This is a genomic window from Aquimarina litoralis, from assembly GCF_039523995.1.
Lineage (GTDB): Bacteria > Bacteroidota > Bacteroidia > Flavobacteriales > Flavobacteriaceae > Aquimarina > Aquimarina litoralis.
Genome location: NZ_BAAAGE010000003.1, coordinates 952,829 through 966,338, shown reverse-complemented (window position 1 = coordinate 966,338; position 13,510 = coordinate 952,829). Strand labels below are relative to the sequence as shown.

Annotated in this window: 10 protein-coding genes; all 10 read right to left on the bottom strand. The window is 35.0% G+C overall.

Annotated features, from left to right (window positions below; all coding sequences use genetic code 11):
• Window position 1: 1 nt before the first annotated feature.
• Window positions 2-736: a 5-oxoprolinase subunit PxpB gene (pxpB, locus tag ABD077_RS18455; RefSeq protein WP_343913709.1), complete on the bottom strand. Its 735-nt coding sequence runs from the start codon at window positions 734-736 to the stop codon at window positions 2-4.
• Window positions 733-1,464, bottom strand: a complete 732-nt coding sequence (pxpA, locus tag ABD077_RS18450; protein WP_343913708.1) for a 5-oxoprolinase subunit PxpA — start codon at window positions 1,462-1,464, stop codon at window positions 733-735. The genes pxpB and pxpA overlap by 4 nt, the downstream gene beginning before the upstream one ends.
• Window positions 1,465-1,490: 26 nt before the next feature.
• Window positions 1,491-2,711, bottom strand: coding sequence for an Nramp family divalent metal transporter (locus ABD077_RS18445; protein WP_343913826.1), 1,221 nt, complete (start codon window positions 2,709-2,711; stop codon window positions 1,491-1,493).
• A gap of 82 nt (window positions 2,712-2,793) precedes the next feature.
• Window positions 2,794-3,921: a DUF2891 domain-containing protein gene (locus tag ABD077_RS18440; protein WP_343913707.1), complete on the bottom strand. Its 1,128-nt coding sequence runs from the start codon at window positions 3,919-3,921 to the stop codon at window positions 2,794-2,796.
• A 151-nt stretch (window positions 3,922-4,072) separates the two neighbouring features.
• Entirely contained in the window at window positions 4,073-5,416 is a 1,344-nt protein-coding gene (locus tag ABD077_RS18435) for an ATP-binding protein (RefSeq protein ID WP_343913706.1), read from the bottom strand.
• Between the two features lie 5 nt (window positions 5,417-5,421).
• A complete protein-coding gene (locus tag ABD077_RS18430) occupies window positions 5,422-6,240 on the bottom strand; it encodes a peptidoglycan-binding protein (protein ID WP_343913705.1) in 819 nt (272 codons plus the stop codon).
• A gap of 273 nt (window positions 6,241-6,513) precedes the next feature.
• Window positions 6,514-7,170, bottom strand: a complete 657-nt coding sequence (locus ABD077_RS18425) for a hypothetical protein (RefSeq protein ID WP_343913704.1) — start codon at window positions 7,168-7,170, stop codon at window positions 6,514-6,516.
• A gap of 11 nt (window positions 7,171-7,181) precedes the next feature.
• The gene (locus ABD077_RS18420) at window positions 7,182-11,168 is read right to left on the bottom strand and encodes an eCIS core domain-containing protein (RefSeq protein WP_343913703.1); all 3,987 of its coding nucleotides are present in this window, start codon (window positions 11,166-11,168) and stop codon (window positions 7,182-7,184) included.
• Between the two features lie 37 nt (window positions 11,169-11,205).
• Window positions 11,206-11,874 carry a hypothetical protein gene (locus ABD077_RS18415; protein ID WP_343913702.1) on the bottom strand — a complete coding sequence of 223 codons (669 nt, stop codon included), beginning with the start codon at window positions 11,872-11,874 and terminating at the stop codon, window positions 11,206-11,208.
• 68 nt (window positions 11,875-11,942) lie between these two features.
• Entirely contained in the window at window positions 11,943-13,409 is a 1,467-nt protein-coding gene (locus ABD077_RS18410; protein ID WP_343913701.1) for an eCIS core domain-containing protein, read from the bottom strand.
• Window positions 13,410-13,510 lie beyond the last annotated feature (101 nt).

Here is a 13,510-nt window from a genome sequence, read left to right as displayed (position 1 = left end):
ATTATAAATACTCAGGAATTAATTGATAATTTTGATTAGAAATAGATAAACCTATATCGTTATATTCATTTGCTGTCACCGATATAAACTTTAACCTATCACCAGGAGTAGCAAAGCAACAAGGATCCGAATTGACATCGAAAAAAGACAAAGGAGTTTTGCCAATTACATGCCAACCACCTGGACTATTGGATGGATAAATTCCAGTTTGATTTCCACCAATCGCTACAGATCCTTTTTCTACAAAACGACTAGGATTTGATTTTCTTGGAGTTATCAATTTTTTATCAAGACCACTCAAATACAAAAATCCTGGTAAAAAACCGATAAAATGAATTGTATATAATGGAGTAGTGTGAAGTGAAATAATATCATCAACACTCATTGATTTTTGATCAGCAAACGAAACTATTTCCGGACACACATTTTCATCGTAGCAAACAGGTATATTCCACAGGCGTTTTTTTACCCTCATTTTTAAACCTTCCTCAGAAACGAGTGATTTTAGTTCAAAAAACCTATCATAGACATTCTCTATAGTGGACACATATAAAATTAATAACGAGTTATATGATAAAATTACTTCAACAATTACTTTACCGTAAAATTCCTCGATTGATTTTTTATGAAAAATCAACAAATTCAACAAATTTTCATCAACTTTTGCATCGGTTTGAATCAAAATTGAATTCTCACTGTATTGTTTATAGTCAAATTTTACATCAGAATTCTTCATTTTAGCACGTAATTTTTAGCTATCAACTCCTTATATATATACTTCAAAATTTCAACAGATTTTGGATTATCGCCATGCACACAAATTGTATCAAAAAAAACATCCACTTCTTCCCCACTGATTGTTTTTACTTTTTCTTCAGAAATCATTTTCCAAACATGATCAAAAACTTTTTCAGGATTTTCGATCATCGCACCAACTTCGGATCGCGACACCAATGTTAAATCATTATTATATTTCCTATCCGCAAAAACCTCATATTTTATCTCAAAATCATCTTTGTAAAAATAAGAAATAACAGAATCTTTTGGCGATATTATTAATAAACTTTTATCTATATTTTGAATCGAATTAACAACGGCTTTAGCAACACCCTTATTTTTCACAGCATCATTATACAATGCTCCATGTGGTTTTACATGATGTAATTTCGCACCTGCTTCTTCGGTAAATTTTTTAACTTTCAAAATTTGATCGGTCAATGTATTGATTAAATCTTCTTGAGAAATTTTCATAGACACTCTTCCGAAATTTTCTCGATCAGGATATGAAGGATGTGCTCCAATTTTTACATTATACTGTATAGCTAAATCTATTGTTTTTTTTATCTCTTCGTCATCACCTGCATGCACACCACAAGCAACATTACACCACGAAACATATGGCATAATTTGATCATCAAATCCTGCCCCTTCTCCAACATCTGCATTCAATAAAACTTTTTTCAAATTCTTACATTTTACAAAATTATTTCCTACAAACTTATCAACACTTTCCAGATACCTCTAAACCCTAAAAAGCATGTTACAAACACTATCAAAACACCCACTATATTTTGCAGTTTAGAATTCGTATAATTCCCCAATAATTTTTTCTGATTCATGACCCATAAAAGAAAGATCGCTACGATAGGTAGTAAGACTCCATTTGCCACTTGAGCAAACTGAATAATGACAATAGATTTGATACCAAAAGATGAAAATAAAACGCCTAAAAAAAGGATAAACATCCAGACCATTCTAAAGCGTTTACTCTTCAATCCATCCTCCCATCCAAGACATCCTTTCACCACATATGCTGCTGCTAAAGGAGCTGTGATTGCAGATGTAATTCCAGCTGCAAACAACCCAAGCGATAGGACATATTTTGCCATTGACCCAAAAACAGGTTCTAACCCTTTTGCCAGATCAGCTGCATTATTTATTTCTGACTGCTGGATCGCTGCTCCTGCCACAATGATTGCCATCGAAACCAATCCTCCAAGTACTATTGCTACTACGGTATCTCTTCGTACTGCTGGTAAGTCATCCTTTGAATTCCATTTTTCACTTACAATAGAGGCATGTAAAAACAGATTATAAGGAACCACAGTAGTACCTATTAATCCAACTATGGTCAGTATTTTATCGGAAGAGAGATCAGGGATAAACCCTTTTACCAAAAGAGATATGTCTGGTTTTGTTACCATTGCTGCGATAATGAATGCAAGACTCATGAACAGTACTAAAACGATAAGACTTCGCTCTAAAATCTTATAATTTCCTATATACAGCAGTAAAAAAGCGACAATTCCGATCAAAACACTGACATAGTTAAGCGGTATACTTCCAATCTGTATGGTAGGAGATCCTATGATCGTAGATACTCCAAGGACACCTCCACTAATGTTTCCTGCTTCATAAGCCGCATTTCCTATAAAGATTGCGGATAGCATCAATGCAATAAGTATCCAACGAATAGCTTTATTTGCAAACTGAGACTTTACTACTTCACTCAATCCTTGTTGTGTTACCAGTCCTAATCGCGCAGACATTTCTTGTAAAACGACACAAGCTACAATCGATAATACCAAAGCCCAAAGCAAGGTAAAACCAAATTGTACTCCAGCCATTGTGCAGACCGTAACGGTACCAGGACCAATAAATGCAGCAGTTACTAAGGTACCTGGACCTATTTTAGGAAGCCATTTGATCATATAATTATGTATTAGAATATTAATAGGACAATGAACATTCGCTGAGAACATTCATCTATGTTTTTAGTGCTGTGTTACTAGTCTATTTTTGAAGCGCATAGATGGCAAAAGATCCTAGCCAATGACCTCCTTCATAACTATCCCCAACAAGATTTGGCAATGAGTAGTTAACATGCTTATTCGCAATATTCACAAGATGTTCATACTCTGGATATTGATTTGCTAAACCATACAAAACCCATGCTCTACTAAAATTAAGTCCATCTAAGTGTACAAGTTTACCATCTGTTCTATCCGAAACCTCTCCTACTGGAATATCAAAATCCTTGTTTTTAAGTTGCGGCATAAAATCTTGAACCCAAGCATCAAAAGATGATTTAGATAAAATCTTTCTCATAATATCGACCTCTTCTAAACAAGGAGACAAAAAATCATACCCACTAGGTTCCCAACCTATCGGACAAGAGGTATCGTTTGTATAAAACTCTTTTGCTCTTTTGGTTATAGCTTCATTTAAGAGTTGATGATCCAAAGCAACTGCATAATCGTAGGCAAACGACAATCCAAAAGCAGTATTCGTATGCTCTCCTACTCGTATTGGGTACTTTAATTTTGGTAGAAAATCGATATATCGTTGTATAATAAGATCGGTAAGCGGTTTTAAATTCATTTCTAATTCTTTAGCGACAGGATCATCCCATGAATGAATTTCTTCTGCTAATTTTAGTAACCATGCCCAACCATATGTTCGCTCATAAGAAGTATTGTGTTTCCCTTCAAAATAGACAACTTCTGCTTCAATATTCTTTTTAGAAATATTGGCTAAGAGCCTTGTTTTAATATCCGCAGCGTTTTCGATATCTGGGAAGGATTTTAGCAACTTTACCAAGGACCAATGTCCATGCACCGAAGAATGCCAATCAAAACATCCATAAAACGCTGGGTGTAATACACTAGGCTCTCCAATATCTTCTTTACCGCCTATGGTTTGCCCTAATTTATTTGGGTATTCCGTATTGATGCAAGCTAAAGGTAATTCTAATAAGGAAACTGCCTGTTTCTTGGTTAATTCTAAAGGTTTTTCAACAACTACTTTAATAGTATCCGATGCTATCGTTGCGGGTTCTTTTACAGTTTTTTCGGATGAAGGTTCTGAGGTATTACAAGCCAATATTAGTATTGAAAAAAATACTACGATTAATCGATTCATGTGCCAATATTTTTAATTCTTGATACCCTGATTGTTTGAATATATTCTGGTATCCAAAGACGATTGTTTTTAAAAATATTGATTTCCTCTTTTTAATCTATAGGATTGTTAATAACATGAATAAATAGTTCATAAACTATTAAAAATCACTTTATATCGTGATCATTTTACCTTCTTTTAAGTATTCTTTTTTCACACCCTCTAAAATGGTTTCTAAAAGAATTTCAGCATGTTGTGATGCCGCGGTTTTTAGACAAACATATTGTATCACATTCATAATGTTTGCTCCGGTAAGCGCATATTTTTTAGAAACATCTTCGAGAGAAACTTCATTAGCTAATGGTACTTTATTAGGGAGATTATTCTTCCATAATTCCAATCGCTCTTTATAAGATGGATTCTCAAACTCTATAATAGATTGAAATCTCCTTGTGAACGCAGTATCGATATTATTTTTAAAATTAGTAGCTAGAATTACTAGTCCAGGATGTGCTTCGATCCTCTGTAATAAATAGGATACTTCTTGGTTTGCATATTTATCATGAGCATCTCTAACATTAGTTCTTTTTCCGAAAATAGCATCTGCTTCATCAAAAAATAAAATCCAAGATTTATTTTTAGCCTTATCAAAGAGTTTGGATAAGTTCTTTTCTGTTTCTCCGATATATTTGGAGACTATCATGGAAAGATCTACACGATATACATCTGATCCAGTATACTTTCCTAACAAGGTTGCTGTAAGAGTCTTTCCTGTTCCTGGAGGTCCCGAAAACAAAATACGATAACCAGGTTTGATTCTGGATTTCATATCCCAGTCATTTAGCACCATCTCATTAAAGTTAAGCCAAGACTCAATCTCTTTTATTTGCTGTAAAGTTTTGGATTGTAATACTAAATCCGTCCATTCTAATTGAGTTTCTATTCTTTCGGCAGGAAAATCTTTGCTCATTGTAGGTTTCAATATACTTCCTGTGCTAAATAGTGCTATATACTCTTCATCTAAAATCAAACGCCCACTCATTCTGGGTTCTCCCATTGGAATGGAATCTAAATAAAGGACTCCTTCTTGTTTAAAAAGATGATCTTCGTGAAACATTTCAGTCAATGCTATCCTCTTTTGAATATCATTGCCTCCTAAAATAAACTGTACTGTTTCTCCTGTAGGGATAATACCTCTATGGTTTTTTCCTTTTACTCCACCAAATTCTGGTAATTCTCCTCCATTTGGTAAAAAATCAGATATGATAGACGTAAAAAAGTTAGGCATTAGGTGAGGAACAATTGCCAGTAACAGCGTGATTATCTCATCCTGTGATAATTGCTTAACTCTGGCAAACTCCGAAAATAACGAATCATCTGAAATGATCTCGTCAAACCTGGGGAAAACAGGAACATCATTCGTATAACTATCTTTTAAACGATATGCTATTACTTCTCGCAAGTAGGATAACTTACTATCGAAATGTGCGGTGTTTTGAATTAATGTTTTTGTCATGCTTTTTACACTAAAGGTTCTATTGAAAACACATCTATTTTAGATCTTCTAAAGCTTCTTGTTCTTTTCATTACTGCAACGCCATTCCTAGAACCTTGATGATTTGTATTCCCTTCTATGGTTTCAATCACATCATTATCCACCGCTATGATCACTCCAGTATGCGTCCAATCCAATCTCGATTTTTGAATTAAGAAGATATCTCCTGGCTTTATAATCGTTGGATCTTGTCGAATCTTTTGATATCTGGATAACAATCCTTTTTCTAATCCTGTATTTCCCACGGTATCGCAACTGTATGTTAAAGGCATTAAGGTTTTAAAATTTTTACCCAAAGCGCTTGCAGCCTGATCTAAAATTGCTTGCGCAAATCCCATACACCAAAACCATAAGGAACCATCATTTCCATCCATATAACTACGTACCCAAGGACCACTATTGGATTCTCCATTGATCGTTAACTCAAAAGGATGTTGATGTAAATGGTTTTCTGCAACTTCTACCATTAAATCTCGTAGGTTCGTGTTTAATAATGGTTTTTCAAAAGCTTCTTTTAGTCCAAAACATAACTTGCTGAATAATTCCTGATCTACAATCCCTGTAGTTTCGAGATTATGGAATATCTGGAAATTCTTCACTGCTCTTTCTGTTGCTGGGCCAAAATCTCCATCGATCTCTGTCGCAGTTCCACTTCCTGGGTTAGGAATGGAAAACAATGTTAACCAAGATTGAATTTTCCTTACTTCTTTCCTACTATTGTCAACTCCTCTTCTTTTCTGAGTTGTTTTAATAACCAATTCTTTTTGATATGCTGTTTTTTTCATTGTAACACACTTTAGTGAATAATTGAGATTTAAACATTCAGATTTGGCTTGGTAATTTAGATCTTAAATTTACTTTTAATTCACTGATTTTAAATAGGGTTAAAAACTAATCTTTAAAGGGGTTTTTACCTGTGCTCTTTATACAAGAACCTTCATCTAAAAGCTGTTTTTCCTTTCAGGTATTCATGAACCAGATATACTATTATTTTTAATATTGAAAGTAATTATTAATCAATAGCTATATTGATTTCTATCTTTGAACGTTTCATTTAATTATTCATACATTTTTGATTCTTTAATAAAACTTTGAAGCTCTTTTTTATCAATAAAATCTAGATCTATTTTATTTTCATCGATTATTGTTTTTATCAAATTAGATTCAAAAGGCCTGAGTTTAAAAACCTCATTTAAAACACTTGCATTAAATGAAAGGTCATTATTTTTATAATCCTTCAATACATTATGAATGATAGACCAAATCAAGTTTTTTTGTTTTGGTTCATTAATCGCGATTTCAACTAGTCCTTTTATTAAAATCACTTTATAATCCCAATCAATTTCTTTTTTCAGAAAAACCTCAATGCTTTTAATAGATTCACTTCCTATTACCTTTAGCATATTTGGAAGCTCTATTCGATACCAAAACGCATCCTTATTTACAGTTGCTAGTAGCGCTTTTAGTAATACTGGAACACACTCTTTTGATTTAAGTTGGGCAAGAGCTCTCCATGCATGCATTGGAAAAAATTCTTCCTCGGAACATCTATTCGTCACTAAACTCAAATTAGAAGAATCAATTACTTCCGTTAATTCTTTGATATGGACATTAGTTAAATTGAATTTCTTTACATAGTTTGGCCAAGGATCGTTAAATGGAATACATCCAAATCTCCTCATTTTATCTAATGTCTGAGCGTTTTCATTTTTCATATAGTATTCTTTTATTCCACATAATATGTATGACCTATTCTAATCACTTGTCCCGATGCAATTAAAGCATCCAATTTTAGGCGAACCGCAGCTACCTGTTTACTAATATCCCCTGCAACCGTAGTATAGTTTGTATAAGTAGTGGCTGTATAAACTTTACCATTCTCCTCCACGGTATTAGTTGTTAAGTTTGCTCTAAAAAGTTCAATAACTAATTCCTCAATACTTTTTATTGGTTCTCCAACTATATCTGGAAATCTGGATAATTGTGCATTTGCCCTACCTATTTCCGTTTTACTACCATCATCATTTATTTTATTGACAGGTCCTGTAATTGATTTTGCGAGATAATATCCTAAAGCTTTTTGTACATCTTCTGCGGAAGGATCAGCATTATTAGTGATTAGCTGGTCATTCCGTGAATCTTCATGATACCCTACTGTCATATCATATTCCAGTATTGAATCTTTATTTTGACTTGCTATTCTTTCGGGAGTTTTCATTTGTTCATTAATACTTTTTGCCCCAAAAACAATATTCCAAGGAGTCCAAGGTCCATGCAAATGGTGAGCTAATATGTGTATCCCAAGTACTGGTGATTGTGGGTGAGATTCTCCTGTTTTAGCGATCCAAGTATCTATCAAATTTTGTCCACTTACAATTGTTCTAGAGCCTGTCTCTTGTCCCTCTCCCGATGAAGGTATTTCACTAGTTAATGGATTCGCAATAACTCTTTTGGGTCTATCACTATCTGGTTCAGGAGTTATTACAGTTGGAGGAATTTGAGGTCTTTTTGATTTACTAACAACAGCTCTTTGTACATAATTATAATCCCAAGTATCTCCTCCATCGGTAACAGATGTGATATCTATAACAGAGGCATGATCTGTATTTACTTTATTTTTAATGCCTTCTGCTTCCTCTGCAGTCACTTCCCCTTCATCCTGTTCTCTTGTACTTTCTGTATCAATTTCGGTTAATGCAGTTGCAATAGGACCACTCGGTGTTTCTTCTTCAGCCTCTTGTTGATTCCCGCTTCTTCCCATCACTCTATCCAACAAGGCCATGCCTGTATCAACCGCTTTGTTTACCAACCAGGTTAAGGCTTCATCAATCAATGCTCTAACCGATCCTATGATCTCTGCTATTCTGGCACCGATACCTCCTAATCCAACTTGATTTGCCAAAAATCCTATTACTACAGGCATGGACTGTCCCATAGTACGCTCCAAATAATCTGCAGCTGTAGCTACATTTCCTCGTGCGATATCTGCCACTCCATTGACAAAAGAGTTTATCACCTCTAGCATTTCTCTTAAATACTGAATAAAACTTTGCACTGCGTTAAAAAAAGCAATTGCACCATTTACCACTGCCATAATTCCTGTTGGATCCAGCATACTTAATAATTTGGTCGTGACCTGGGTGATGATTCTGGTCATCACAAAGTTTTTCACAGCATCGATAACTACGTTCCACAGATTACTCAACTGTTCCTGAATCTTATCCCAAATTGCTGCGATTCCGCGTTCCTGTACATCTTTAATAAAAGTCCAAATTCCTTCCAGTGTATTAATTGCCCCACGTATTCTGGCTACTCGTTCTGGGCCGATGCGAGGATGTTCAGCTAGTTTTTCCCAAATACGTTCCATAGAAAGCCCTAAGACCTCCAATACCCAACTGATAACACCTTGTAAAGAAAAATCTGTTAATTCCGGTATTCCAGCATCTCTTAATTCTCGCATTAACCATCCCATTACTCCATTGATCAAGTGGGTAACAATGTTATCAAAGAACTTTATAAACCCTTCTTTAATCGCTCTCAGTATATTCTTAAGGAATCCAATAGGGTCTCTTTTGATATCTTCGATAGCCTGTAAGGATCTGGTAATGATATTTCCAATTAAATCGAACGGGAAATTCATGATTTCCAAAATCCCTACGATTACAATTCGAACTATCTCTGCCACAAAAGCAATAAGTCTACCGATAGGTTCTCCGAATCGTTCTATAATTCTAACAAACGCATCTATAGGATTTAAAAGATCATCGATTGTAAAAGAATTCCAAAGATCCGTAAATAGCTGAACGATATACTGTGGAGTCATGTTTAGAGTATCTACTGCCGCTTGGATTTCTCCATCAATTCTTGCAATAGCACCTGTTTCTACCATTTGAGCATATTGTGCCTCGCCTCCTTCCATCAGACTCATAAAACCACGGATAAGGTTTGGCACTGTTCTAGGAACATGTTCATCAGTGAAAGGATCTTTACCTATAATAACTTTTACCAATGAGAATCCTCTGGTTTCATTGGCTACAGAAGAAAGCCAACTCAACAATGCTTTCTTAATAAGCTTTAATACTTCGATTGCTACTGTAGATGCGAATGCCCATACTCTTTCCAAAAATCCTGTAACTCTTCCTGATAAAGCAGTAAGGTTTGTCGAAATCTCTGTCAGGTTTGCAGGACGAATAGCCTCCCAAGCAGCATTGATCAATCCTCTTAACTCTCCTAACAAAGACATAAAAGTTCCTACCTGCGTATCTAACCAATCGGCAGTTTCTTGTAAGGTGCCTCGCTCTCGCATTTGCTCTAGCTCCGTTTCCTTACCAATGAGCATTAGAAAGTCTTCTAAAATTTCTACAGTGGTAGCAGTTACTTCCTCATCTCTTAATGGATCATAATGTATGATCTTTTTAATAAGAGACCAAGCATGGTTTTCTGCTAAAATAGGTTCTGCCACATCAATTAAAGCTTCTTTAATCCAGTCTATGATTTGATCTACTAGCGAACTAACAAATGTGGTGACCCTATCCACCAGATCATTAAATTCTTCACGTAATGCACCAATAAATGAAGTTGCAGAATTATTCTCCCAAGTTTCCTCTACCAGATCTAAAAGTGCTCGTGTAGTGAGGTTTAATTCACTTAACTTTCCTGTAACCCAATCAAAAACTCTCTGAAGAATTGCATACTCCTGTAACTTATCGAAAATTGCTACTCCAAATGGTACTAAACCTATGAGCCCTCTTAAAAGGTTTGTCGGTGTGGGTTCTACTCGCTCTCCTCGTAAAGGGTCGTATTGTATAATCACCGTAAACAACAAATAACCAGGTAGGTTACGCGCGTTATCAAGTATCCAATCCGGTATCCAATCTAAGAATGATCCTTGAACCATTTTGGGAGCAGATGTTACTTCTACTGGTTTTTTTCTAACCGTAGATGCCCCTTGTTGTACGGTATGCGTCAATTCGTGCGCAAGTAAATGCTTTCCAGAATTGGAAGAAGTATCAAATTTACCTTCATTGAAATAAATATCATTACCATGTGTAAAAGCTTGCGCTCCCAAATCCTGACTCATTTGTTTTGCATTCGAATCAGTATGCACTCGTACATTACTAAAATCTCTACCAAAACCTGACTCCATTTGGGTCTTGGTATCTTTTGGCAATGGTGACCCACTTCCTTTAGAACTATGTAATCGAGATTCTATTGAGCTATCTGTTACTGATGCAGCTTGGGATTTCAGCTGTACCAATTGTACATCTTCTTCTTCCTCCTCTTTTTCCTGAATCTCCTCTTCCTGTTTCTGAAGTTCTGTTACGGCACTGGTACTTTCTACTTTCGGCTGTATCTGATTTTCTGGCAGTTCTCTGCTTTGTATTTCTTCTTCTGATTGTCGTTGAACCAAAGGAGCTATGGTATCACCTAAAGACCTCTGTTGCACTTCATTCTCTACTAGTTCTTGTTTTTGAACATCCTCTTCTTGTTGTTTTTGTACTTGCGGAACTGGACTAAAAAAAGAACTACTTTGATCATTTCCTTTAGCAACAACCGTATCAGCAACTCTATCCGCTTCTATTTCATACTTATCACCAGGCTTACCAATATTCAACTTTGGTTGAATAAAAGCATTATTCATCTTATCCTTTTGGAAAAGAGAAGTATTGCTAGATTTAGCGCTGGTAGTATTTCTTGTTGCCGTTGTAAACATGTCACTCTATACAGGTATCTACTATTATATCCATGTTTTAGTTTTTGACCTTTAAATTTTCCAAAGCTTTTCTTTTTATGATTTCTTTGGTTTTTACTAATTCTTTATCAACTTTTAACTCATTTATCTTAGCATTTAAAGCATTGGTATCTATATCATTGCTTTTCATGTTCTGAATTCGCGCTAATTGTTTTAATTGCTTTGCCTGAGTAGTAATTTTTAATTTTTGAGAAGAATTAACTGCATCATTAACCGATGGATCTTCGGTTGTTGACGGATTTTCTGAATTGGTTCTCTCCTTCTCTATTTTAATAGCCTTATTAGCATATTGTACGGCTTCTTTGGTATTTCCCAACAACAATTTTGCTTTACTAATCTGTATAATATCTTCTGGAGAATGGGCTCGCTCTTCGAGTTTTTCAGTGAGCTTTTCTAAGTTTTGTTTTGCAATAGTATCTTCAGGATTATTAATGTATTCTTCCTGATACTTCGAAAATGCAATTTTATCTGATGAGATGGTTATTTCTTTTACACTTGGGTACCCTATCATTAAAATAGGAATTGGAAAGAACAATAGTAGTTTTTTAATCTCTTCTTTCTTAATAATATAATACACCAATCCAGCACTTAGAATAAGGAATAAAAAGACACCCAGTAATAATAATACTAGTTCGTAGAGATATAAATCGTTTAGTAATGCTTTCATGATGGTTAGTTTTTATATAAGTCCTAACTGTAATTTTCTTATTTACTATTTATCGCATTATTTGAATTTTACACGAGAGTAATATGTCCTCTGAGTTCAGGGCTGCTGCTTGGATCAAATACTTGGATAAATACTTTGAAAAACATACAATCTTTAGTTTTTATCTTAAAGAATTGGGTTTCTGACTTCCCTATATCAAATCGTCTAATTGGTTTATGTACTGAACCATGATCAATTGCTACAATAGATAATCTATAATGTTTAGAAACATGTGGTTTTACCCAATTAGCGAAAGAAGTTATTCTGAAACTTTTCTTGGTACAAAAAGTTTTTTCTGATAACATTTCTCCATTAATCGTCTTAAATGGAAGACCTGACTGTGGCAACTGAAAAGCTTCAACACAACAACCTGTTCCTAAGCTTTTCCCTGAATGCACATCATCCAAAGTTCCCATCGTTTCGCTACCAACGATTCCATCTACTGATAGATTATATGCATTTTGAAAGCTAAAAACGGCTCTTTCTGTCTCATTTCCGAAATCACCATCTGCTCCAAATTGTGGTAGTGCAAAACCAATATTCATTAATCCTTTTTGCAATTTTTCTACATGCGATCCTTTTGAACCCTTGCTAATGAATTTTATATGATCATGTGCTTGTTCTAATCTAAAATTTCCTTTGAAACGTTCGGCTTGTAAATCTTTTGATTCTTTCTCACTCACTGATCTTTGAATCATTCCACTTTGCTGAACGGTATGTGTTAGTTCGTGTGCTAAAAGATGTTTCCCTTCTTTAGAATCGGGATTGTATTTACCTTTATTAAAATACACATCATTTCCATGTGTAAAAGCTTGTGCTCCCAATTCCTGACTTAACTGAACTGCATTTGTATCAGTATGAATATTTACATTACTAAAATCTGCACCAAAACCTGTTTCCATTTCATTTTTGGTGTCGCCAGTCATTTTATTGCCTTTCCCCTTACTATTTTTCAATCTGGATTCTATAGATGAATCTTTATCAGAATTTGAAGAAACTAAATTGGTATTAGATTTTGCTTGTACAGGTTCCTCCTCTTCCATCTTTTGTACACTTTCTTCACTTTCGCAATCATCACATTTGGACTGTACGGTTTCCTCCTCTTCCATTTTCTGAACAGCATCTTCTTCCTCCTTTTGTTGTACCGTTTCCTCTTCTTCCATCTTCTGAACAGATTCCTCCTCCTCTTTTTGTTGCACCGCTTCTTCCTCTTCCATCTTCTGTACGGTTCCTTCATTTCTATCTTTAAACATACTTCTCTGTACGAAAGGAGTTATTGTACTAGCCAAAGGTTTTTGCTGCACTTCTTCTTCAGAGCCCTTTTTCTGAATAGCCCCTTCTGTTTTGGAAGAAGGTTTATTTACTACCTGATCGGCCATTTTATCTGCTTCTACTTCGTACTTATCACCTGGCTGTCCTACCTTTAGTTTTGGCTGAATAAAAGCTTGTGATCCCTGATGCTGAACTCCTGGTTTTTTCTTTCGCTGTAATCTCATGCCGTATCTATTTATTACTTTATATCTAATTGTGTATTCTATTCCAAAACTTATAAAATCGTTCAACCTATAACCTATAGTTTTTTTGCTTTAAATTCACT

Excerpts from the sequence above, each read along its gene's own strand:
- pxpB (WP_343913709.1), bottom strand. The coding sequence starts at position 736 with ATGAAGAATTCTGATGTAAAATTTGACTATAAACAATACAGTGAGAAT.
- ABD077_RS18445 (WP_343913826.1), bottom strand. The coding sequence starts at position 2,711 with ATGATCAAATGGCTTCCTAAAATAGGTCCAGGTACCTTAGTAACTGCT.
- ABD077_RS18440 (WP_343913707.1), bottom strand. The coding sequence starts at position 3,921 with ATGAATCGATTAATCGTAGTATTTTTTTCAATACTAATATTGGCTTGT.
- ABD077_RS18435 (WP_343913706.1), bottom strand. The coding sequence starts at position 5,416 with ATGACAAAAACATTAATTCAAAACACCGCACATTTCGATAGTAAGTTA.
- ABD077_RS18430 (WP_343913705.1), bottom strand. The coding sequence starts at position 6,240 with ATGAAAAAAACAGCATATCAAAAAGAATTGGTTATTAAAACAACTCAG.
- ABD077_RS18425 (WP_343913704.1), bottom strand. The coding sequence starts at position 7,170 with ATGAAAAATGAAAACGCTCAGACATTAGATAAAATGAGGAGATTTGGA.
- ABD077_RS18420 (WP_343913703.1), bottom strand. The coding sequence starts at position 11,168 with ATGTTTACAACGGCAACAAGAAATACTACCAGCGCTAAATCTAGCAAT.
- ABD077_RS18415 (WP_343913702.1), bottom strand. The coding sequence starts at position 11,874 with ATGAAAGCATTACTAAACGATTTATATCTCTACGAACTAGTATTATTA.
- ABD077_RS18410 (WP_343913701.1), bottom strand. The coding sequence starts at position 13,409 with ATGAGATTACAGCGAAAGAAAAAACCAGGAGTTCAGCATCAGGGATCA.